The organism is Streptomyces sp. NPDC056479, assembly GCF_042795335.1.
Classification (GTDB): domain Bacteria; phylum Actinomycetota; class Actinomycetes; order Streptomycetales; family Streptomycetaceae; genus Streptomyces.
This window is the reverse complement of record NZ_JBHTRZ010000005.1, coordinates 146,635-168,672: the sequence shown is the minus strand read 5'-3', so window position 1 is coordinate 168,672 and position 22,038 is coordinate 146,635. Positions and strand designations below refer to the sequence as shown.

The following is a 22,038-nucleotide window of genomic DNA, read 5'->3' as shown; positions in this document are numbered from 1 at the left end:
AGAAGGACTATGGGAACTGCGGCGGGAGGGGTCGGTTCCGGGCCTCGCTATGTACAGATCGCGGACGAGATCGTGCAGCAGATCCGGGCGGGGGTTCTCAAGCCTGGTGACATGGTGCCGAGTGAGTCTGAGCTGGTGGAGCGCTACGGCGTCTCCGGCGGGACGATCCGTAAGGCCATGGTCGAGGTACGGGCGAGCGGGTTGGTCGAGACCCGACATGGCAAGGGCTCGATCGTGAAGAACCGGCCTCCGGTGCGGCACCGATCTTCTGATCGCTTCCGGCGCTCGCTCCGGCAAGGGGGACAAGCGGCCTACCTTGCCGAGTCCGCGCAGTCCGGCGCCACGGCCAAGGTGAGCGTCCTCTACATCGGGCCCATGGAGGCTCCCGAGGATGCCGCCGAGCGGCTCGGCGTTTCCGCTGGTACGCAGGTGCTGGCCCGTCGGCGCCTGTACTTCCGTAACGGCACTCCGGTCGAGACCGCCACGTCCTACCTGCCCTGGGACGTCGTGAAGGACATCCCTGAGCTGTTCGCCGAGAACCCTGGCGGCGGTGGCATCTACGCCCGACTCGAAGACCACGGGCATGAGTTCGCGGAGTTCGTCGAGACGCTGCAAGCTCGGCCGGCCTCGAAGGACGAGGCAACTGAACTGGCGTTGAGTCCGGGTGCGCCCGTGGTTCACCTGATCCGGGAGGCCCGTACGACCGCGGGGCTCGTGGTGGAGGTGTGCGACACGCTCATGGCCGCTGACCAGTTCGTTTTCGAGTACCGGATCCCTGCCGACGACTGACGTCCGCTCAACTCCTCACAGCCCGTCGCGAGTTCTTCTTCGTGGCGGGTTGACTCATGTATAGGAGTGAGGCACTCTTCTTCATGTCACTCATGTACATGAGTGACGGAGTTCAGCATCTATAGAGGAGTGATCTCTGTGCGTCAGATTCCCGTCGACACCTCCGGCGCCGTGGTGATGGTCGCCAAGACCCCGCAGGTCAAGGTTCGTGACCGCCGTACCGGCGAGATCGCCACCGCCACCGAGACCGGGGCGAAGCTGATGACGGTCGACGTGATGTTCGCGGCCAACGAGGCGGTGGAGATCCTGTCCATCACCGTCCCAGAGCCGGGTATCTCCGGTGAGCTGGCCATGGGCACGCCGGTCGCGCTCACGGGCCTGGTCGCCCGCCCGTGGGAGAACGACTTCAACGGCCAGAGGCGGCACGGCATCGCGTTCCGCGCGGTCGCGGTCACCTCGCTCGCCGAGGCCGCTGCAGGGTCCAAGGCGGCCTGATCGTGACCGCCTTCACGGTCGCCCTGGTGCTGGTCGTCGCCGCCGTGGGTCTCCTGCGGTGGCGGCGCCCCGCCTGGTACTGGTTGACCTTCGGGGTCACGCTGGCCGTGGTGCGGGTCCTGGTCCGGTACGGCACGGTCATGGACGCGTGCGGGCTTACCGTCCCACCCGCGCGGTGGCGGCTCGCCCTGGCACGGGCCGCCAACCGGCCGATACCGGAGCCGCGTCCACCGCGCATCCTGCGGCTGCGGCCGACTCGCACCGGCCTGGTCCTGAGGCTCAAGCTCCGCCCGGGGCAGGACGCCTTCGACGTCGCCGCCGCCTCGGACCGGCTCCGGCACTCCTTCTCGATGTACGGGGTGAGCTCGCGTGAGCTGCGTTCCGGTGTCGTCGAGGTGCGGATGACTGGCTACGACGTGCTCAAGCGGGTACAGATGCCGGCCCGGACCGACCCGCGGCCGATGCGGGTTCCCGTCGCCCTGCGGCAGGACGGCTCGGTGCACTATCGCGACTACCGCGCGATACCCCACGCGCTCACCCTCGGTGCCACGGAGTCCGGCAAGTCCGTCTACCAACGCAACCTGGTCGCCGGCCTCGCCCCGATGGACGTCGCCCTCGTCGGCATCGACTGCAAGCAGGGGGTTGAACTGTTCCCGCTGGCCCGACGGTTCTCCGCGCTGGCCGACAACCCAGACACCGCAGCAGAAGTGCTCGATGCGCTCGTGGCACGGATGGAACGCGTCTATCAGCTCATCCGGGCTCAACAGCGGATCACCTCCGACGTGCCGGATGCGGAGATCGCCGCCGATATCTGGGACCTGCCCGACGATCAGCGCCCGGTACCGGTCGTGGTCCTGGTCGACGAGGTCGCCGAACTCGCCCTGTACGCAAGCAAGGAAGAGGAAAAGCGCCGGGACCGTATCGTCACCGCCCTGGTCCGCCTCGCCCAGCTCGGGCGCGCGGCCGGCATCTACCTCGAAATCTGCGGTCAGCGCTTCGGTTCCGAACTCGGCAAGGGCATCACGATGCTTCGCGCCCAGCTCACCGGCCGTACCGCCCACCGCGTCAACGACGAGTCGTCCGCCAACATGGCCTTCGGCGACATCGCCCCGGACGCCGTCCTCGCCGCCATCCAGATCCCGGCCGAGATGCGGGGCCTCGCCATCGCGGGCGACTCGTCCGGGGGTTGGCACCGCATCCGCGCCCCGCACACCTCGCTCCGCCAGGCCGTGAACATCTGCAACCGGCATGCCGACCGGACCCCGGAGTTGCCCGAGCTGGCCCCGTTCCGGCCCGCCCTCACCGGCTCCGACGCCGCTTCCGTGCCGCTGCTCAAGGCCTCCTCGGCCACCGCCTGATCCCTCCCGGATCCCCACGGCCCGCGTGACCGCCTTCGCGCCAAGTCCCTACCCCCGCCATGCCCAAGGAAGGGAGAACCCTCCATGTGCCCGAACTGCGAGGACTTCGCCCGGACCGTGCTCCTGCTCGGCCAACTCGCCCTCTACGCCGACATGGCCGGCGCCGACCTCGACTTCGTGGAAGCCGTCAGCCCGTCCCTCGCCGTCTCGCTGCCGGAGCCACCGCCCGGCATGTTCCCGGGTGGCTACGACTCAGACGACGGCCCCGCCTACCCCGGTGACGTCTGATGGGCGCCCGCAACGGACTCCGACTCCGGGTCGACGCGGTCCTGGTTCAGGCCGTGATCGCCGGTGCTCTGTCCTTCGCCCATCTGCACGACCTGGCCGCCGCAGCCGGACAGAACGGCTGGAAGGCCTGGGCCTACCCGGTCAGCGTCGACCTGCTCCTGGTCGCCGCCTGGCGGCGGCTGCGCAGTGAGGGGCCGTCCCGGCTGGCCTGGTGCTGGTTCGTCGTCGCGCTGGTCGCCTCGCTCGGTGCCAACGTCGCCACCGCCGGGTTCCTCGACATGGACAACCCTCCCGCCCTGCTCCGCCTCGGCATCGCCGGATGGCCAGCGCTCGCCTTCCTTGGCGGAACGCTCCTCGCCCATTCGACGGATCCGGAGCCCGTGTCGCCGGCATCTGTCTCCGACCCGGAGGACACCGAGCCTGTGGCTGCGGATGAGGCCAACCCCGCCCCGGCCGCGGGCACCTCCGCTTCTCCGGCTCCGACGCCGCCCGTGCTCCCGGCCACCGCTCCGCCTGTCCCCGTCGTCCTCCTCGACCACGCCCGCAAGGTCGCGGACGAGTACCGCGCCCGCACCGGCTCCCCGATCGACCCCGACACCCTCCGCTCGCGCCTAGGCGTCCCGTCTCACCTCGCCGACGCCATCGCCGCCCACCTCGCCTGACCAGGAAGGAGACACCGCGATGCCCGCCCGCGACCACTTCCACTCCCTGATGAGGATCGGCCCCGTGCAGATCGGCACCCACCGTGACCGCAACGGCCGTACCACGCACGCCGCTGTCTGCACCGCCGACCGCTGCGGCTGGTCCGCCGATTACTCCAGCCAGACCGCCGCCCAGCTCGCCGCCCGCACTCACCGCTGCCGCGTCGCCTAGGAGGCACCGCCCATGCAAGTACCGCTCTGGTTCGCGCTCCTCGCCGTCGGCTACCTCGGCGTCAAGCTCATCCGCCCGCCCTGGTGGCTCATCGCCGTACTGCTCCTCGGGGGCTACCTCCTCGCCGACAGCCTCTTCGCCCCCGTCATCGACAACGCAGTCAAGTAACTCGCTCCCGCGAAAGGAGATCCGCCCATGCTCCGGCCCAAGCTCCCGACCATGCCCCAGCCCACTGGCCTGACCACCCCGCCCGCCGTCATCCAGCCGACCACCATCACCCCCGGCACCCTGGCCACCACCCCCGTGCCGCCGCCGGCACCTGCCGCTCCGGCGCCGTCCCGCCCGGTCGTCCAGCTCACCCCCGGCACCGCGCTCGCCCTCGTCGGCGGGGGCACGGCCGTCGTCCTGGTCCTCGGCGCCGTCCTGGTCTCGCTGCTCCTGGCGGTGGCCGTCACCGGCGCCTCGGTCGCCGTCTGCGCGGTCGTCCTGCGCTCCCTGCTTGCCTCCGACGCCAAGCGTCGCTGACCGGCCCCCGGGCGGCCTCGATACCGCCAAGCATCCGCCGCCCGGGAGCCGTCCCCGCCGATCGATCTCGCAACCGGAAGGAACCCCAGCATGGCCCACCGGGCCTCACGCACGACACAGAGGACGCTCGCGCCGGCCCCGCCGCTCGACCCGGCCACTCTCGGAGACGTCCTCCGGGTGGCCTCGGCATCCGACTACACCCGCTGGGAAGACCAGATTCGTCGCACCGGCGGGTGCTCCGACCCGATTCACCTCACCGGCTGGGTGCTTCACAAGGACAAGACCACCGGCGAGACCCTCCACCACTACTCCACCGCCAAGGAGCCGGGCGGACGCCTCCGCCTCGCCTGCGGCAACCGCCGTGCCTCCCGCTGCCCCTCCTGCGCCTTCACCTACGCGGGCGACACCTACCACCTCATCCGCGCTGGCCTCGCCGGAGACGACCGCCGCGACATCCCCGCCGCCGTCCGCGACCACCCGCGCGTCTTCGCCACCCTCACGGCTCCCTCATTCGGCCCGGTCCACAACCGCCCGGACCATGGCGGCACTTGCCGCTGCGGCACCCCGCATGCCGCCGACGCCCCCGAACTGGGTACCGCCCTGAACCCCGACACCTACGACTACGCGGGCGCCGTGCTCTTCAACAACCACGCCGGACAGCTCTGGCAGCGCTTCACGACCCGCCTGCGCCGCGAACTCGCCGCCCGCGTCGGCCTGCCTCGCCGCGAACTCCCCGACCACCTCCGCGTCTCCTTCGGCAAGGTCGCCGAATTCCAGAAGCGCGGCGCCCTCCACTTCCACGCCGTCATACGCCTCGACGGTCCGGACGGCCCCGGCACACCGCCGCCCGCCTGGGCAACGGTCGGCCTCCTCACGGACGCGATCCACGCCGCCGCCGCGCACTCGTACACCTCGGTCTCAGTCCCGGCCGTCGACGACCAACCTGCCCGGACCTTCCGCTGGGGCCGACAACTCGACGTTCGACCGGTCAAATCCTTCGGCGACGGCTCAGACATCACCGAACAGGCCGTCGCCTCCTACGTGGCCAAGTACGCCACCAAAGCCGCCGAGAACACCGGCACCCTCGACCGCCGCATCGGCGAACTCGCCGAACTCGACCGACACCACGTCCCCGACCACGCGCGCCGACTGATTCACCGCATGCCGCGACCTCGACGCCCTCTACCCGGACCGACGCCTGTGGGCCTGGGCGCACATGCTCGGGTTCCGCGGGCACTTCTCGTCCAAGTCGCGCACCTACTCCACCACCCTCGGCGCCCTCCGCCAGGAACGCGCCGACTACCGCGCCGCCCAAGAGGCATCCGTCCTCGGCTTCGACGACCGCGAGCCGGACACCGTCCTCGTTCTGACCGACTGGAAGTACGCAGGCCACGGTCACACCCCGGGCGAAGCGGCCCTGGCCGCGACTATCGCCCGCGACCTTCAGACCAACCGCGAGACAGCGCGTGATGCCTTGAACGGGCTCGCCGCCGACGAGAGGGAGTGACGACCGTGGACCGACTCCTCACCGTGGACCAGGTCGCCGAACGTCTCGGCACCGGGCTCCGCTTCCCACGTCGGCTCATCGAGGAACGCCGCATCACCTTCGTCAAGGTCGGTCGGCACGTCCGCATCCCCGAGAGCGCCGTGGACGCGTACGTCAGCACCAACACGGTGGAGCCGATCGACCTGCGGCGGCCCTCTGCCTACCGGAGGGCTGCCTGATGGCGGGCAAGCGGAAGTCCCGCCGGGCCTTCGGGCGCGTTCGCAAGCTGCCGTCCGGCCGCTTCCAGGCTCGCTACCCGGGCCCTGACGGTGTCCTGCGCGCCGCTGATCGGACGTTTGCCACGTCGACGGACGCCGATCGCTGGCTGGCGCGGAAGCGCATCGAGATCGAAGAGGGGCGTTGGCTCGACCCGACTGAGGGGCAGATCACCGTTCGCGACTGGTCGGCACGCTGGCTCGCTGCCGTCTCCCCGCAGCTCAAGCACAAGACACAGGCGTCGTACCGGTCCCTGATTACCTCGCTGATCGTCCCGACGCTGGGCGACAGGGAGTTGTCCAGCCTCCGTCCCATCACCATCGCTGAGTGGGTCGGCTCCTTGAGGACCCGAGGCCTCAGCGCGTCACGGATTCGCCAGGCCTACCGAGTGCTGTCGCAGATCATGCGGGCGGCCGTCGACAACGAGATGATCGCGCAGACCCCGTGCCGGGGAGTGAAGTTGCCCCGGATGCCTCAGACCGAGCCGCACATCCTCACCCCGTTAGAAGCGTCGCGGATCGTCCGGAACGCGGCCAAGCCCCATGACCTGCTGATCGCCCTACTCGCGTATGCGGGCCTGCGGGTTGGTGAGGCGTTCGCGCTGCGGCGGGCGGACATCGACGTCTCGGGCGGCCTGGTCCTGGTCGACGAGAACCTGGCCGAAGCCAACGGGACCCTGGTCTTCGACACACCCAAGTCCCATCAGAAGCGGGTCCTGCGGATCGGTCCCTCGCTCGCCACGCGACTCGGCCGGCACCTGGAGACGCTGCCTGACGGGGGAGACGCTCTGCTCTTCCTGACCCAAGGCGGCAAGCCGTTGCGCTACAACCAGTGGCGCAAGGCGTACTTCGACCCTGCCGTGGCGGCGGCCGGGCTGACGGACGTCACCCCGCACGATCTCCGGGCCTCGCACGGGACATGGGTCGCCGACCGGTACGGCGTGATGACCGCCGCCCAGCGGCTCGGCCACTCGAACGCGAGCGTCACCACCCGGCACTACGCCCGGCCGGTCGCCGGTCGTGATGACCAGGTGGCGGAGGCGGCCGATGCATGGCTCGGAGGGGAAGAAGGGACTGGCTCTCCCGAAGTGCACAAGCCGCTCTGAGACGCCTGCACTTGTGACGCCCCTGGCCAGAAATACGGCCAGGGGCGTCGCGCTGTGTGGCACCCGAGCGCCGTGTGATGTCGTTCGATTCCGTGGCAGCTCACGGCCGGGCACGCATGGGGGCGTGACCAATTCACGTCTATGCGTTGCGCATATGCGCCACTACTCTGCGTGCTCATGGGGAAAGTAGTGCGTCTGTACTGGGGATACATGGTGGCTGCTGCCTTGGTCGTTGCTTGGAGTCAACAGTGGGCATTCCCAGTGATCGTGGCTCTGTCAGTCGGCGTCTCGGTCTATGCCGCCTTCCAGGTGCCGGTCTGGTGTGGAGCGGTCAACCGAGACGGGCAGACCTACTGCCGCAACAACGCATACGGCGTGTTGATGGGGTGCTCGAAACGTCAGCACAGGTGGCAGAAGATGAAGATGATCGTTCTGCGTAGCAAGGTCGGGAACGTGAGTCGCTCCGTGTTTCCAACGGCCAAAGAGAAGTTCAATGGCGCTCTCGCCGTAGGAGGGTTGCTGTCGGCTGTCGCCGCAGTGATCGTTCCCGCTGTGACTGGCGGGTGAGAGGGCACGATCGTGCGCCTGGGGCACGTAGAGGGCACGACAAGCATGGGTGCGACTGCGGCGGCCCGGGTTTCGCTCGTCTGACCTGCGTGGGAGCGGAGATCCCGCCCGGCCGACGAAAGGTCTTGAAAACCGTCGTGGCAGCGATGTCACCGTGGGTTCAAATCCCACACCCACCGCACATGCCGGAAGGGGCGTCTCTCACTGAGAGGCGCCCCTTCGCCGTGGCCGACGCGGGGCCGTCGCTGTTCGGCAGCTGGGCCCACGGCAACCGCAACCGGAGCCGACTTGTCGGCCGCGGACGCCTCATCGCCGACCGCACGCTGCCGCTAGAGCTCGTAATCCCGTGCCAGCCCCTCCCAGTCGACCTCCCGCAGCGCGTCCTCCGCGTCGCAATCGGCCGGCACGCGCGTGGTGGGCTGGAACCAGATGATCGTGAGGGTGGAGCGGTGCAGGACCGGGTCGCGGCCGGGGTCGAGGGCCGTGGAGTGGAAGGTACCGACGCATGCAACGCGTGGCAGCACCTCGACCGGGCCGAACGCGCCCGCGTACTGGTCGGGATACTCGCGCGGCGGCGCCACCAGGTGCACCGGCGTGGAGGGATGGTCTCCCTCCGCGGCGCGCAGGAGGCTGCTGATCTTCATGTCGTTGACGAGCTTGCAGGGGTAGCCCTCCAGCATCCCGCCGTAAGTAGAGGAGAACCGCAGCTCGGCGAGGTCGAGCGAGCGGCCGGACGTGAGGACGACGCGAGCCAGCGACATGGTCGGCACTCTAGGGCGGTGGTGCATCGAGCTCCCGTGAATTTCCGGGCCGGTCGGTCGCCTGACTCGGTCAGGTTGGTCGCTTTTTGTGTTTGTCGGAGGAGCAAGGAGGCGGGGCGGGCGCCGCGTCCGTCGGTTCCGTGTGATCACCGCGTCCGCCAGCCGTCTCCCCCGTCTCCCTCACCCGTCTCCCTCACCCGCCTCCCCTCATCAGGGCCGATGCCCCGTCATCCGCGCAGCCGACGCGATCGTCGCGCGGGCCTCGCGTTCGGTCAGGCCGGTGTTGAGGGCCGCCTCGACCAGGGGGTCTACGAGTGCGGGGCCGATGCCGTCCTCGTAGGCGCGGCAGGCTGCCCAGAACAGGCGGGTGTTGCGCTGTCCCTCGTGCGCGGCGAGCACGAACTGGACGAGGCCCTGGCCGTGGCCGCCGGTCGACGGGGGCGCGGGGTGTTGCGTGCGGGGTGGTGGGGGGAGCAGAAGGCGCAGGAGGGCGCGCGGACAGGGCGCGGGGACGATGTGGGAGGTACCGGGGGCGGTGCTGTAGACGCCGTGGTCGGTGCGGGAGCCGGGTCCGACCAGGTAGCCGCCGGCGCCCCGGATGTCGATGCCGGGGGCGAGACGACCCGCGGAGTTGGGGACGACGGCGTCGGAGGGGCCGGTCAGCCAGAGGTGGCGGCCGCCGCTCGGGGTCAGGACGACCACCGTGGGCGGAATCGTGAACAGGTGGCGCAGCGCCAGTTCGCGCAGGGCGGCGGAGGAGTCCGTACCGGATTTGGTGTCGAGGTCGATGCCGATCAGATGGTGCGGCGGCAGGCCGCACGCGATGCCGTAGCCCGTCGCCCAGGGGGCGGCGGCGAAGAGTTCGCGGATGCGGGCGGGGTCGGTGGAGGCGTCGTAGACCCCGTGCCCGAAACGGCCGCACTCGCCGTGACAGGTCTTGGGATCGGGGTCGTCGCGGTGTGGTGAGCGCAGGGCCGGGAGCTTCGTCCGGGACAGGGGGATGACGGCCAGTCCGCGTTCGGCGGCTGACAGGGCGTGTGCGAGGGCCAGCGTCGTGGCCTGCCGGTCGGTGGTGGCCATGCTTCTATGTTCGTACGAGTGTTCGAAAAAAGAAAGGGGAAATCGCCCCGCCCCGCCGCCGACTCGCCGATCGCCGGAGATTGGCCGGAAGTGCGCCGGAACCTTTCCCCTCTTGTGCCGCTTGGGGTGGAGTCATCCGTACTGCCCCACCTGGGAGTTGGAAGTGGCGAAAGGGGTTTATCGACTTGTCATCACGCTTGAGGGCGAATCAGGGCTTCCGGGGTGGTTCGCCGGGGATTCGGTGGGCAACTCTGATCTCGCGACGTCGTGAACGACTCCGGGGCGGTCGGCCAACTGCCTGGGGGAAAGCAGTACTTCATGCACCACCGATGCGTCCGGCGGGGAGCCTGGGCGCACCTGTTCTGGAGGAACAACATGGCAAGCATCCGTACCGCCCGCGTCATCGCAGCCGTCTCCGCCCTTCCGCTCGCGGTCGCCCTCTTCTCGGGCATCGCGACGGCGGACAACGGCGCCATCGCGGACAACGGATCCAGCGCGTCTGTCACGGAGACGGAGGCTGCTCAGGGCCTTATCGGCAGCGGGGTCGGCGGCGACAACTACGGCACCTCGTCCACGACCCAGCAGCAGGCGACCGGCTCCGGTGCCTCGAACCAGAGCAACACCGCCCAGGTCAACGGCTCCGCCTTCACCTCGGTCAACCAGGGCAACGACAACACGTCGGTCAACTTCACTCCGCTCTGGTGGTGAGCTGAGGGGGTCGGTGCCCCTGTGCTCAGGCATCGGCCCCCTCGCAACTGTGGGTGTGCTGTGGGGTGTAACGCGTCTGCGCGGCGGTACTTCGGTACCGCCGCGCAGGCGTTTTCGCGTCCGCCGCCGGGCCGTTCCCGGCGGCCTTGACAGTGCATCGCATCTGACGGACAGTCAGAAACCTTCCTGGGGCAGGGACCAGGGCGAAGACCCCGGCTTCATGGGGCCTGTGGACGTTCCTGAAAAACGTGGGAACCGGATCGGCGGTCGCGGTGTACCAGAAGTGTCAGTGCGATGCGCGGTGCGGCGGGCGATGAGGACGAGGGGGCGGCGACGGTGAGCTACGGGCCGGGGGTGAGCCACGAGGTGGCAGCGGACGAGGAGTTCGAGGCGCGGCTGAAGGCCTACGAGGGGCAGCCCGCCGCGGTGGCACACGCGGGCAAGGACCCCGTCAACGCGCCCATGATCCGGCACTGGTGCGAGGCGATGGACGACACCAACGAGGCGTATGCGGGACCGGCCGCCATCGCGCCGCCCACCATGCTCCAGGTGTGGACGATGGGCGGCCTCTCCGGCCATACGGGACGCACGCACGCGTACGACGAGCTGCTCGGCATGCTCGATGAGGCGGGTTACAGCTCGGTGGTCGCCACGGACTGCGAACAGGAGTATCTACGGCCCCTGCGGCCAGGGGACGAGATCACCTTCGACTCGGTGATCGAGTCGGTGTCGGAGCGGAAGGCGACGAAGCTGGGCACCGGCTACTTCGTCACGACCCGCATGGACATCCGCGTCGGCCCCGACCTCGCGGGCACCCACCGCTTCCGCATCCTCAAGTACGCACCCATCCGCAGGGCGCCCCGGCATGACCGGAAGGATCTGCGACAGGAACCCCGACAGGAACCCCGGCAGGAACCCCGGCAGGAACCCCGGCAGAGACCGTCCCAGCAAGCCCGGCCGCAGAACCCCACTCGCCCTCGCCCCGTCATCAACCGCGACAACGCCCTCTTCTGGGAGGGCATCCAGCGGAACACCTTGCTCATCCAGCGCTGCACCGCCTGCGGCACCCTGCGCCACCCCTGGCTGCCCGGCTGCAACGCGTGCGGAGGACTGGACTGGGACACGATCGAGGCGACCGGTGAGGGCACGGTCTATTCGTACGTCGTGATGCACCACCCCCCGTTCCCGGCCTTCGACCCGCCCTACGCGGTCGCCCTGATCGAACTGCCCGAGGGCGTGCGGATGATCGGCAACGTCCTGGGGATGCCGTACGACAAGGTGCGGATCGGGCTCCCGGTGAGGCTCGAATTCCAGGAGTGCGACGAGGAGTTGGTACTGCCGGTCTGGCGCGCTCAGGAGGGGACTGCTCGGGAGGGGACCGCTCAGGCGGGAACCACTCAAGAAGGGACTGCTGGGGAGGGAACCCATGAACGCCGGTGACGAACTGCCCCCGCTGGAGATCCCGATCACCCGCACCCTGATCGTCGCCGGCGCCATCGCCTCACGCGACTACCAGGACGTGCACCACGACACGGAGTTGGCCCGCCAGAAGGGCTCCCCCGACATCTTCATGAACATACTCACGACCAACGGCCTGGTCGGCCGCTACATCACCGACCACTTCGGACCGACGGCCGCACTGCGCAGGGTGGCGATACGGCTCGGGGCACCCAACTACCCCGGGGACACCATGGTGCTGACCGGCAAGATCGAGGAGGTCGACGGCGACACGGCGACGGTACGGGTCGTCGGGGCCAACGGCATCGGCAAGCACGTGACCGGCACGGTGACGGTCACCGTGCCGACGGGAGCAGTGCTCGGCGTGTCCGCGGAGGGGTCGGCATGAGTGTGCGCGAGCGGGACGCCCTCGGCGGCCGGGCGGCGATCGTCGGTGTCGGGGCCACCGAGTTCTCCAAGGACTCCGGGCGCAGCGAGCTTCGGCTGGCCGTGGAGGCGGTGCGGGCCGCGCTGGACGACGCGGGGCTGACGCCGGGGGACGTGGACGGGATGGTGACGTTCACGATGGACACCAACCCGGAGATCACCGTGGCGCAGGCGTGCGGGATGGGTGAGCTGTCCTTCTTCTCCCGCGTGCACTACGGCGGCGGCGCGGCCTGCGCGACCGTCCAGCAGGCGGCGCTCGCGGTGGCGACGGGGGTCGCGGAGGTGGTGGTCTGCTACCGGGCGTTCAACGAGCGATCGGGCCGCAGATTCGGCTCGGGCGTCCAGCACCGGGAGCCTTCGGCGGAGGGCGTGGCACTGGGCTGGTCCCTGCCCTTCGGGCTGCTCACCCCGGCCTCCTGGGTGGCGATGGCGGCCCAGCGCTATCTGCACACCTATGGGCTGACACCGGAGGCGTTCGGGCATGTGGCGGTGTTGGACCGCAAGTACGCGGCGACCAACCCGGCCGCCTACTTCCACGGCAGACCCATCACCCTCGCCGACCACGCGGCCTCGCGCTGGATCGTCGAGCCGCTGCGGCTGCTCGACTGCTGCCAGGAGACGGACGGCGGCCAGGCGGTGGTCGTCACGTCCGTCGAGCGGGCGCGCGACCTGCCGCATCGGCCCGCGGTCGTAGCGGCGGCGGCTCAGGGCGCCGGCCGGGGACAGGAGCAGATGACGAGCTTCTACCGGGACGACCTCACCGGCCTGCCGGAGATGGCGGTGGTGGCGCGGCAGCTGTGGCGGACGGCGGGGCTCGGGCCGGGGGAGATCGACGTGGGGATCCTCTACGACCACTTCACTCCCTTCGTGCTGATGCAGCTGGAGGAGTTCGGGTTCTGTGGAAAGGGGGAGGCCGCGGACTTCGTGGCCGAGGAGCGGCTGCCGCTCAACACGCACGGGGGGCAGCTCGGGGAGGCGTATCTGCACGGGATGAACGGAATAGCCGAGGGAGTGAGGCAGGTGCGGGGCACGTCCGTGAACCAGATACCCGGGGCCGCAAGAGTGCTGGTGACGGCCGGGACGGGGGTGCCGACGTCGGGTCTGGTGCTTGCTGCCGACGGGTGACCCTCAAGGGTAATCCCGCAGTACGGGTCCCTCGCTCGTCCACCTTCAGGAGGTGGAGTCAGCCCCACCCCTACAACCTGAGGCGGACGTTGCTTCGGCACCTGCGGCCGATCCGCTGAAGTAGGGGCCGCTCATAGCGTGGAGCCATGACCACACCCGTCTGCACCAGCGCTTCCGACGCCGCGACGCGGTCCCTTCCGAGCGCGACGTATCCCTCCTTCACGTCGTACATGCGGGCCCGCCAGCCGGTGCTGCTGCGTACCGCCCGCTCGCTCACCGCGAACCCGAGCGATGCGGAGGATCTGCTGCAGACCGCGCTCACCAAGACATACGTGGCCTGGGAGCGCATCGAGGACCATCGCGCGCTCGACGGCTATGTGCGCAGGGCGCTGCTGAACACGCGGACGTCGCAGTGGCGCAAGCGCAAGGTCGACGAGTTCGCCTGCGACGAGCTGCCGGAGCCGGAGCCCACGGCGGGCCACGACGACGATCCGGCGGAGCAGCAGGCGCTGCACGACGCGATGTGGCGCGCGATCATGCGACTGCCGGCGCGGCAGCGGGCGATGGTGGTGCTGCGGTACTACGAGGACCTCAGCGAGGTCCAGACGGCCGAGGTGCTCGGGGTTTCCGTGGGCACGGTGAAGTCGGCGGTGTCGAGAGCGCTGGGGAAGCTGCGCGAGGACCCGGAACTGGTGCTGGTCCGGTAGAAGCGGCACACGGTCGACGCTGAGGCGTCCCATCCCTGGCGGCAACCATCCGTCGGCGGCCGCCGCCCCCTCGGGTGGCACCGGCCCCGTCCGACCGCATTCGCCCGCTACCGGCGCCCGCCCCCGGGGCCTCTCCTGCGAGCGGCGCCCACCCTTGGGGCGCCCACCCCGTCGGCGGCCCTCGCCCTCGGTGGCACTGGCCATCCGGCTGCGTTCGCCCGCTACCGGCGCCGCCCTCCGGCGGCCTGGCCTATTAGTGGCACCCACCCCTCGCGGCACCCATCCCTCGGTGGCCCTCGCCCCATGTGGCACTGGCGCCTCCGCCCGCTACCGGCGCTCGCCCACCGGCGGACTCGCCCGCCAGCGGCGCGTACCCCCGGCGGCGGCCATCCCTTGGCGGCCCTCGCCCTCTAGTAGCGCCCGCCCTCGACGGCCCCCCTTGCGGCACTCAACCTCGGCGGGCCCACCCCTTGCGGCACTCGCCCTCGGGCGCCCCATCCCTTGCGGCACTCAACCTCGGCGGCCCCACCCCTTGCGGCACTCGCCCTCGGGCGCACCCACCCCCCGGGGCGCACCCACCCCCCGGGGCGCACCCACCCCCCGGGGCGCACCCACCCCCCGGGGCGCACCCACCCCCCGGGGCGCACCCCCCGGGCGCACCCCCCGGGCGCACCCACCCCCGGCCTGCACCCCTCCCGGGCCCGCCCCCGGCCCCCTACCGGCAGAGTTCCGTGAACGCAACGTGACATGATCGATCGGCCGACCCTAGTGACATACCAAGCGGTATGCGCGCAGAATCTCCGCAACCCTTACCACCGCGTAGGCAATGTCGCCCCCGGGAGGACTCCGTGCTGAGCACCATGCAGGACGTACCACTGCTGATCTCAAGGATCCTGGCCCATGGGTCGACGATCCACGGCACGTCACAGGTGACCACCTGGACCGGCGAGGGCGAGCCGCATCGTCGTTCCTTCGCCGAGGTCGGCGCCCGTGCGGCCCAGCTGGCGCATGCCCTGCGCGAGGACCTGGGCGTGGCCGGCGACGAGCGGGTCGCGACCCTGATGTGGAACAACGCCGAGCACGTCGAGGCCTACTTCGCGATCCCCTCCATGGGCGCGATTCTGCACACCCTCAACCTGCGCCTCCCGGCCGAGCAGCTGGTCTGGATCGTCAACCACGCGGCCGACCGCGTCGTCATCGCCAACGGTTCGCTCCTCCCCCTGCTCGCCCCGCTGCTGCCCCACCTCAAGACGGTGGAGCACGTGGTGGTGTCGGGGCCGGGTGACCGTTCGGGCCTCGCGGCCGCCGACGTGCAGGTGCACGAGTACGAGGACCTGATCGCCGGCAAGCCGACGACGTACGACTGGCCGGAGCTGGACGAGCGGCAGGCCGCCGCCATGTGCTACACCTCCGGCACCACGGGCGACCCGAAGGGCGTCGTCTACTCGCACCGTTCGATCTACCTGCACTCCATGCAGGTCAACATGACCCAGTCGATGGGCCTGACGGACCAGGACACCTCGCTCGTGGTGGTGCCCCAGTTCCATGTCAACGCCTGGGGGCTGCCGCACGCCACCTTCATGACCGGCGTGAACATGCTGATGCCGGACCGCTTCCTCCAGCCCGCTCCCCTCGCCGAGATGATCGAGGGCGAGAAGCCGACCCACGCGGCCGCCGTGCCCACCATCTGGCAGGGCCTGCTCGCCGAGCTCACCGCCAGGCCCCGGGACGTCTCGACCCTCGGCCAGGTCACCATCGGCGGCTCGGCCTGTCCGCCGTCGCTCATGGCGGCGTTCGACAAGCTGGGCATGCGGGTCTGCCACGCCTGGGGCATGACGGAGACCTCCCCGCTCGGCACGGTCGCCCGGCCGCCGGCCCACGCGGTGGGCACGGAGGAGGAGTTCGCGTACCGGCTCACGCAGGGCCGTTTCCCGACGAGCGTCGAGGCCCGCCTGACCGGCCCCGGCGGCGAGCGCATCCCGTGGGACGGCGAGTCGGCCGGCGAGCTGGAGGTGCGCGGCCCCTGGATCGCGGGCGCGTACTACAACGGCCCCGAAGCCGAACCGCTGCGCCCCGCAGACAAGTTCAGCGAGGACGGCTGGCTGAAGACCGGCGACGTCGGCATCATCTCCGCCGACGGCTTCCTCACCCTCACCGACCGCGCCAAGGACGTCATCAAGTCCGGCGGCGAGTGGATCTCCTCGGTCGACCTGGAGAACGCGCTGATGTCCCACCCGGACGTCGCCGAGGCCGCCGTGGTCGCCGTCCCCGACGACAAGTGGGGCGAGCGCCCGCTGGCCACCGTCGTCCTCAAGGAGGGCGCCAGCGCCGACTTCGAGACGCTCCGCGCCTTCCTCGCCGACGAGGGCAGGATCGCCAAGTGGCAGCTGCCCGAGCGGTGGACGGTCATCGAGGCGGTGCCGAAGACGAGCGTGGGCAAGTTCGACAAGAAGGTGCTGCGCAGGCAGTACGCCGAGGGCGGCCTGGACATCACCAAGCTCGGCTGACGGCACGGGACGACACCAGGCCGACACAGCCGTACGACAGAACAGCCCCCGGTGTGCGCCGGGGGCTGTTCGTCGTGCCGGGGCGTCGGCTAGTTCTTGCCGTTGTCCACGATGACCGGGGTCCCCCCGGAGTCCGTGCCGCACGGCACCGCGTAGACCGGGTTGGCCTTGGCGGCCTCCTTGTAGGCCTCGAGGCACTGGTTGTACAGCACGTTGTCGCTCAGCGACCGTTCGATGATCTTGTTGGCGCGGGCGATGCCCTCCGCCTCGATCCGCTTGCGTTCGGCCTCCGCTTTGGCGGTGCGGGATGCCTCGACGGCCCGCTCGGTGGCCTGTTCCTGCTGGATCTTCTTGTCGATCTGCTCCTGCAGCTTGTCCGACGGCCGCACGTTGCGCAGGTTGACGGTCGTGACGTCGATGCCGCGCGGCGCCAGGCGCTCCTTGACGATCTTCTCGATCTCCGCGCCGATCTGCTCGCGTCCGGAGGCGTATCCCTCCTCGCTGGTGTGCTTGGCGAAGACATTGCGGATGATCTCGCGGCTGTCCGGCAGCACCAGCCGCTCCTCGATGGCCTCCTGGCTGCCCGCCAGCCGGTACAGCGCGACCGCCTTCCCCGGCACCACGGCCCACTTGATGGTGACGTCGGCGTACAGCACACCGCCCTGCGAGGAGCGGACCTCGACGACGTCCTTGTCGTAGAGGTTGAGGTCCACCGGGCGGGTGGAGAAGGACGTGACGTCGGTGAACGGCGACTTGAAGTGGATACCGGAGGCCAGGGGAGAGCCGACCTTGCCGAAGGTCACCGGCACCCCGACCTCATAGGCGCTCACGACGAAGACACAGGCGAAGGCAGCGGCCAGCAGACCCCCCACGGCGCTGACGGCCGCCCCGAGTCTCCACCCCCCGGCGCCGGTGCGGGCACGGCCGACGAGGAAGAGCACGACCGCCGCTATGAGCAGCAGGATGGACAGCACGAACACGGGAATCCCCCTACGAAACGGATCAGCGCCGCCTCGGAGGCGACGCGCAGCGCATCGTAGCGGGATCAAGTTCCGGCGGAACGCCGCCCCCGTGGGCCGGTCAACCGACCCCGGTCTCCCGCGGGCCGGTCGACCCCGGTCCCCCGTAGGCCGGTTGACCGCGATCCCCTATGGACCGGTCGACCCGATCCGCTTCGGGGTCAGTTGGTCCCGATCCGCGACAGCAGATCCACGATCCGCGCCTGCACCTCACCGCTCGTCGACCGCTCCGCCAGGAACAGCACCGTCTCGCCGGAGGCCAGCCTCGGCAGGTCGGCCTGGTCGACGGCGGCGGTGTAGACGACGAGCGGGGTGCGGTTGAGCCGGCCGTTCGCGCGCAGCCAGTCCACGATCCCCGCCCGGCGCCGGTGCACCTGCATCAGGTCCATCACGACCAGGTTCGGATGGAAGTCGCCCGCCAGCAGTACCGCGTCGGCGTCACTCGCGGCCCGCGCCACCTGCATCCCGCGCCGCTCCAGCGTCGCGGTCAGCGCCAGCGCGATCTCCGCGTGCTCCTCGATCAGCAGCACCCGCGGCGGATGCTGCTCGCTGTCCCGGGGCGCGAGCGCCTTCAGCAGTACGGCGGGATCGGCGCCGTACGCCGCCTCCCGCGAGGCCTGTCCGAGCCCCGCCGTCACCATCACCGGCACCTCGGCCGCGACGGCCGCCTGCCGTAGCGACTGCAGCGCGGTCCGTGTGATCGGCCCGGTCAGCGGGTCGACGAACAGCGCGGCGGGGAACGCCGCGATCTGCGCGTCGACCTCCTCGCGCGAGTGCACGATCACCGGCCGGTAGCCGCGGTCGCTCAGCGCCTGCTGGGTCGTCACATCCGGCGCCGGCCACACCAGCAGCCGCCGCGGGTTGTCGAGCGGCTCGGGCGGCAGCTCGTCGTCCATCGGCTGCGGGCGCGGAGTGTCGGCGACCTCGATGGCCCCGCCCGGCCCGTCCAGCGGTTCGGGTCCCTCGGCGGCGTTCTCGTCCGGGGCGCCTATGGCGTACGACCGTCCGGCCGCCTCGGTCATCGGCGCGAGCCGCGACTGTCCGGCCATCGACGGCTGGGACGGCTGGGGCTGTCCACCCGACGACCCCTGCGGCTGGGCGGGTGACGAGGGCACCGGCTGCTCGGCCGACGGATGCGGCCGTGCCGCCTGCTCCGTCGAGGCACCGCCCCGCGCGGCGGGGTCGGGCGGCGTACCCAGCTTGCGGCGGCGCCCGCCGGCGGTCTGGTGCGGGGGCGGCGTGGCCGTCGGCAGCGCGGGCTGCTGCACCTGTGCGGCCTGCCGCGTGAAGGGCACCCCCTGCCCCAGCGTCCGCACACTGATCGCGCGCCCCTGCGTCGAGTTCGGGTCGACCGCGGCACCGGGCACACCGGTCCCGGCGGGAGCGGCGCCCTCGGCGGGCAGCGGCTGCGCCACCCGCTGCTGCCCGGTTGCCCCGGCAGCCGCCGCGGCTTCGGGCGGCAGGGGAGTACCAGGAGCCGGTGTGCCCTGCGCCGCCTTGGGAGCCGGTGCGGGCTGGGGGGCGTTGGGATTCGTCGGTACGGGGGTGGCGGCGCCGTTCGCCGGTACCGCCCCGGCGCCGGAGGTGTCGTCGTCAGCGGGCCACGGCTGCGGAGCCGGGACGCCCTGCGCCGGCGTGCCCTGCGCGGGCGCCGCCTCGGCGGGCAGGGGCCGGGCCGGGGCGGACCGGGTCCGCGCGACGGCCTGCGCGGGCTGCCCGGGCACCGGCTGAGCCTGCACCGGCTGTCCGGGAGCCGCCTCGGCGGGCACGGCCTGTCCTGGCACCGCCTGTCCGGGCACGGCGACCGGAACGCCCCGTCCCGGAGTGCCCGGCACGGGCTCACCCGCGCCGGCCTGCGCGGCGCCGGCCGCTTCCGCCGGCTGCGCCACGGCCCGGCGACGACGCCCGGTCGGCGCGCTGGTGGGATGCGGCTGCGGCGGGGTGTGGTCCTCGGACTGGTCGTGCGGCACGGCGTCGTGCCGGCCGTCGTCGCGTACGTCGCCAGGGGCCGCCTGCCCGGGCACCCGACCAGGCACCGCGGGTGCCTGCCCCGGAGCCACGGCACCCGGGGCCTGGGTCATGGCGGGGGCGGCAGCCGGCTCGGCACCGGCCGGCCGCTGGGTCCGCTCGGCTGGAGCCCGGTCCGCCTCGGCGGGCGGCAGCGCGAACACCGTACGGGCGCCCGCCTCCTGCGCGGCCGCCCGCTCGGACGCCGCGGCCAGGGCACGCCGACGTCGCCCGGTCGGCTGCGCGGCCTCGCCCGAGGCGGCCGTACCGGATCCGGCAGCCGCCTGAGCGGAGTCACCGGTCGGGGCGGGCGGCAGCGCGTGCTGCTCCCCGCCGTCGCGCCGGACACGTCGTCCACCGGGTGCGGGCACGCCCTGCGGCGGCACGGTCCCGCCCAGGCCGCTGCCGATGGCCGCGGTCCCCGCCGCATGCTCGGCGGCCGTCATGACGGCACCCTCGGCGACATCGTCCCCGCCGTTCTCGGCGGGCCGTCCACGGCGTCGACCGGTACCGCCGGAGGCCTCGCCGTCACCATCACCGGCACCCTGCGGGAGCTCCGCCGCGGCCGCGCGCCTGCGCCGGCGTCCCGTGGGCGCGCCGCCCTCGGCCTCGGCGCCGCCCTCGGCGTCGGTAGCGGGCGTGTCGCTCTCCAGGAAGGCGTCCACGGAGGACCGCCGGGCCCGTCGCCGACCGCTGCCGGCGCCGGCACCCTCGGTCCCGTTGCTCCCGTCGCCGGCCTCGAGCGCGGCGATACCGGCGGGGGCGGCGGGAACGGACCCCGCCCCACCCCCGATGGGCACTTCGAGGACGTACGCACTGCCGCTCATCCCGGGCACCTCGTGCGTCTGCAGCACCCCGCCGTGAGCCCGCACGATCCCGCGCACGATCGGCTCGTGCACCGGGTCTCCCCCGGCATACGGCCCGCGCACCTCGATCCGTACGACCTCACCGCGCTGTGCCGCCGCGACGACGACGGTGTTGTCCAGGTAACCGCCCGCCGACACGGGCGAGTTGCCGGTCGCGTCGACCCCGGCGACATCCGCGACGAGATGCGCGAGCGCGGTGGCGAGGCGCTGCGGGTCGACCTCGGCCTCGATGGGCGGCGCGTGCACGGCGAACTGCACCCGCCCCGGGCCGATGAGTTCGACGGCCCCGTCGACACCCGCGGCGACGACGGCGTCCAGCATCACCTTCGTACGGACGACCTGGTCGCCGCCGGAGTCGAGCAGCTGGAATCCGAGGACGTTGTCGATGAGCGTCGTGATGCGCGAGTAGCCGGCGGAGAGGTGATGCAGGACCTGGTTGGCCTCGGGCCACAACTGCCCGGCGTCGTCGGCGGCGAGCGCGGCCAGGTCACGGCGCAGCTCGTCCAGCGGACCGCGCAGCGACCCTCCGAGCAGCGTCAGCAGCTGCTCGTGCCGTGCCGCGAGCGCCTCGTGCCGGTCCTTCTCCCGCTCACCGAGGGCGGCGTAGCGCTCCTCGCCCGCGGCGAGTTCCTCGGCGTGGCTCTCCTGGAGCTCCTCGACCTCGGCGACGTGCTTCTGCCGCAGGGCGGTCAGCTCGGAGGCGTGCTCCTCGGCGAGGCGCTCCAGCTCCTCCTCGTGCTGCTGCTCCGCGGCGGCCTTCTCCTCGGCGAGGGTGTCGTAGGACCGCCGGTCGCTGAAGGTCATCACGGCGCCGACGAGCTGGTCGCCGTCGCGCACGGGCGCGGTCGTCAGATCGACGGACACCTTGGCGCCGGTCTTCGACCAGAGCACCTGTCCGCGCACCCGGTGCTTGCGTCCGGAGCGCAGGGTGTCGGCGAGGGCCGACTCCTCGTACGGGAAGGGGGAGCCGTCGGTGCGCGAGTGCAGGACGAGCGCGTGCAGCTCCCGTCCGCCCAGGTCGCTGGCCCGATAGCCCAGTATCTGAGCGGCGGCCGGGTTGACCAGGACGATCCGCCCGTCGGTGTCGGTTCCCACGACACCCTCGGAGGCGGCCCGCAGGATCATTTCTGTCTGCCGCTGCGAACGCGCCAGCTCGGCCTCGGTGTCGACGGTCCCGGTCAGATCCCGTACGACGAGCATCAGCAGCTCGTCGCCGCTGTAGCCGTACCCGTCGTAGGCCTGTTGCCCGTTCTCGAGATTCGCGGACGTGACCTCGACCGGGAACTCGCTCCCGTCGGTCCGCCGGGCCATCATCCGAGTCGGCTTGGTCCGGCCCTGCGGGTCCATGTGATCGGGCCGCCGCATGGACCCCGGAATGAGCTTGGAGTCGAACTGCGGCAGCAGATCGAGCAGCCCCCGCCCCACCAGAGCCGTCCCCGGCGCCTCGAAGGCCTCCAGGGCGATGGTGTTGGCGTTGACGACGGTCCCATTGGCGTTGACCAGCACCAACGCATCGGGCAGCGCGTCGAGTATGGCTGCGAGGCGAGCAGCGCCTCGGGATGGCCTGCTGCTCACGAGACGCTTCCTCCCTGTTACCGCACCTTGCCGACCG

The 22,038-nt window shown here is 71.3% G+C and carries 21 protein-coding genes and 1 pseudogene; 18 read left to right on the top strand and 4 right to left on the bottom strand.

The window, feature by feature from the left end; genetic code table 11:
- Positions 1-9: 9 nt before the first annotated feature.
- The 12 genes and pseudogenes from ACFQ6S_RS21025 to ACFQ6S_RS20970 all read left to right on the top strand — a co-directional run bounded on the left by ACFQ6S_RS21025 (position 10) and on the right by ACFQ6S_RS20970 (position 7,762).
- Positions 10-789 (top strand): GntR family transcriptional regulator, encoded by a 780-nt coding sequence (locus ACFQ6S_RS21025; RefSeq protein ID WP_383411716.1) that lies wholly within the window; start codon positions 10-12, stop codon positions 787-789.
- A 138-nt stretch (positions 790-927) separates the two neighbouring features.
- The gene (locus tag ACFQ6S_RS21020) at positions 928-1,284 is read left to right on the top strand and encodes a hypothetical protein (protein ID WP_383411713.1); all 357 of its coding nucleotides are present in this window, start codon (positions 928-930) and stop codon (positions 1,282-1,284) included.
- Between the two features lie 2 nt (positions 1,285-1,286).
- Positions 1,287-2,642, top strand: coding sequence for an FtsK/SpoIIIE domain-containing protein (locus tag ACFQ6S_RS21015; protein ID WP_383411710.1), 1,356 nt, complete (start codon positions 1,287-1,289; stop codon positions 2,640-2,642).
- Positions 2,643-2,726: 84 nt separating this feature from the next.
- Entirely contained in the window at positions 2,727-2,930 is a 204-nt protein-coding gene (locus tag ACFQ6S_RS21010) for a hypothetical protein (RefSeq protein ID WP_383411708.1), read from the top strand.
- Positions 2,930-3,592, top strand: a complete 663-nt coding sequence (locus ACFQ6S_RS21005) for a DUF2637 domain-containing protein (RefSeq protein WP_383411705.1) — start codon at positions 2,930-2,932, stop codon at positions 3,590-3,592. The genes ACFQ6S_RS21010 and ACFQ6S_RS21005 overlap by 1 nt, the downstream gene beginning before the upstream one ends.
- Positions 3,593-3,611: 19 nt before the next feature.
- On the top strand, positions 3,612-3,803 hold the full coding sequence (locus tag ACFQ6S_RS21000) for a mobile element transfer protein (RefSeq protein WP_383411703.1): 192 nt from the start codon (positions 3,612-3,614) through the stop codon (positions 3,801-3,803).
- A 12-nt stretch (positions 3,804-3,815) separates the two neighbouring features.
- The gene (locus tag ACFQ6S_RS20995) at positions 3,816-3,971 is read left to right on the top strand and encodes a hypothetical protein (protein WP_383411701.1); all 156 of its coding nucleotides are present in this window, start codon (positions 3,816-3,818) and stop codon (positions 3,969-3,971) included.
- Between the two features lie 27 nt (positions 3,972-3,998).
- Positions 3,999-4,328, top strand: coding sequence for a SpdD-like protein (locus tag ACFQ6S_RS20990; protein ID WP_383411698.1), 330 nt, complete (start codon positions 3,999-4,001; stop codon positions 4,326-4,328).
- A 90-nt stretch (positions 4,329-4,418) separates the two neighbouring features.
- A pseudogene (gene repSA / locus ACFQ6S_RS20985) lies at positions 4,419-5,835 on the top strand (replication initiator protein RepSA).
- Positions 5,832-6,053 carry a helix-turn-helix domain-containing protein gene (locus ACFQ6S_RS20980; protein WP_383411696.1) on the top strand — a complete coding sequence of 74 codons (222 nt, stop codon included), beginning with the start codon at positions 5,832-5,834 and terminating at the stop codon, positions 6,051-6,053. The pseudogene repSA and the gene ACFQ6S_RS20980 overlap by 4 nt, the downstream one beginning before the upstream one ends.
- The gene (locus ACFQ6S_RS20975; RefSeq protein WP_383411693.1) at positions 6,053-7,195 is read left to right on the top strand and encodes a tyrosine-type recombinase/integrase; all 1,143 of its coding nucleotides are present in this window, start codon (positions 6,053-6,055) and stop codon (positions 7,193-7,195) included. Before ACFQ6S_RS20980 ends, ACFQ6S_RS20975 begins: the two co-directional genes overlap by 1 nt.
- A 177-nt stretch (positions 7,196-7,372) precedes the next feature.
- Entirely contained in the window at positions 7,373-7,762 is a 390-nt protein-coding gene (locus tag ACFQ6S_RS20970; protein ID WP_383411690.1) for a hypothetical protein, read from the top strand.
- A 329-nt stretch (positions 7,763-8,091) separates the two neighbouring features.
- Here ACFQ6S_RS20970 and ACFQ6S_RS20965 read toward each other — a convergent pair whose 3' ends face one another.
- Together ACFQ6S_RS20965 and ACFQ6S_RS20960 are read right to left on the bottom strand one after the other, a co-directional pair.
- The gene (locus ACFQ6S_RS20965; RefSeq protein ID WP_383411687.1) at positions 8,092-8,523 is read right to left on the bottom strand and encodes a hypothetical protein; all 432 of its coding nucleotides are present in this window, start codon (positions 8,521-8,523) and stop codon (positions 8,092-8,094) included.
- 210 nt (positions 8,524-8,733) lie between these two features.
- Positions 8,734-9,603, bottom strand: coding sequence for a bifunctional DNA primase/polymerase (locus ACFQ6S_RS20960; protein WP_383411684.1), 870 nt, complete (start codon positions 9,601-9,603; stop codon positions 8,734-8,736).
- Positions 9,604-9,978: 375 nt separating this feature from the next.
- On the opposite strand from ACFQ6S_RS20960, the gene ACFQ6S_RS20955 reads away from it, so the two are divergent.
- From ACFQ6S_RS20955 to ACFQ6S_RS20930, 6 genes are all read left to right on the top strand, one after another.
- Complete coding sequence (locus tag ACFQ6S_RS20955; RefSeq protein ID WP_383411681.1) at positions 9,979-10,311, top strand: hypothetical protein; 333 nt, start codon at positions 9,979-9,981, stop codon at positions 10,309-10,311.
- 294 nt (positions 10,312-10,605) lie between these two features.
- Complete coding sequence (locus tag ACFQ6S_RS20950; RefSeq protein WP_383411678.1) at positions 10,606-11,751, top strand: bifunctional MaoC family dehydratase N-terminal/OB-fold nucleic acid binding domain-containing protein; 1,146 nt, start codon at positions 10,606-10,608, stop codon at positions 11,749-11,751.
- Complete coding sequence (locus tag ACFQ6S_RS20945) at positions 11,738-12,157, top strand: MaoC family dehydratase (protein ID WP_383411675.1); 420 nt, start codon at positions 11,738-11,740, stop codon at positions 12,155-12,157. The genes ACFQ6S_RS20950 and ACFQ6S_RS20945 overlap by 14 nt, the downstream gene beginning before the upstream one ends.
- A complete protein-coding gene (locus ACFQ6S_RS20940) occupies positions 12,154-13,320 on the top strand; it encodes a lipid-transfer protein (protein ID WP_383411673.1) in 1,167 nt (388 codons plus the stop codon). Before ACFQ6S_RS20945 ends, ACFQ6S_RS20940 begins: the two co-directional genes overlap by 4 nt.
- A 146-nt stretch (positions 13,321-13,466) precedes the next feature.
- A complete protein-coding gene (locus ACFQ6S_RS20935) occupies positions 13,467-14,027 on the top strand; it encodes a SigE family RNA polymerase sigma factor (protein WP_383411670.1) in 561 nt (186 codons plus the stop codon).
- Between the two features lie 860 nt (positions 14,028-14,887).
- Positions 14,888-16,534, top strand: coding sequence for a long-chain fatty acid--CoA ligase (locus tag ACFQ6S_RS20930; RefSeq protein WP_383412953.1), 1,647 nt, complete (start codon positions 14,888-14,890; stop codon positions 16,532-16,534).
- Between the two features lie 89 nt (positions 16,535-16,623).
- On the opposite strand, the gene ACFQ6S_RS20925 is transcribed toward ACFQ6S_RS20930, so the two are convergent.
- Positions 16,624-17,514 (bottom strand): prohibitin family protein, encoded by an 891-nt coding sequence (locus ACFQ6S_RS20925; protein ID WP_383411667.1) that lies wholly within the window; start codon positions 17,512-17,514, stop codon positions 16,624-16,626.
- Positions 17,515-17,714: 200 nt separating this feature from the next.
- Complete coding sequence (locus tag ACFQ6S_RS20920) at positions 17,715-22,001, bottom strand: PAS domain-containing protein (RefSeq protein ID WP_383411665.1); 4,287 nt, start codon at positions 21,999-22,001, stop codon at positions 17,715-17,717.
- Positions 22,002-22,038: the final 37 nt, after the last annotated feature.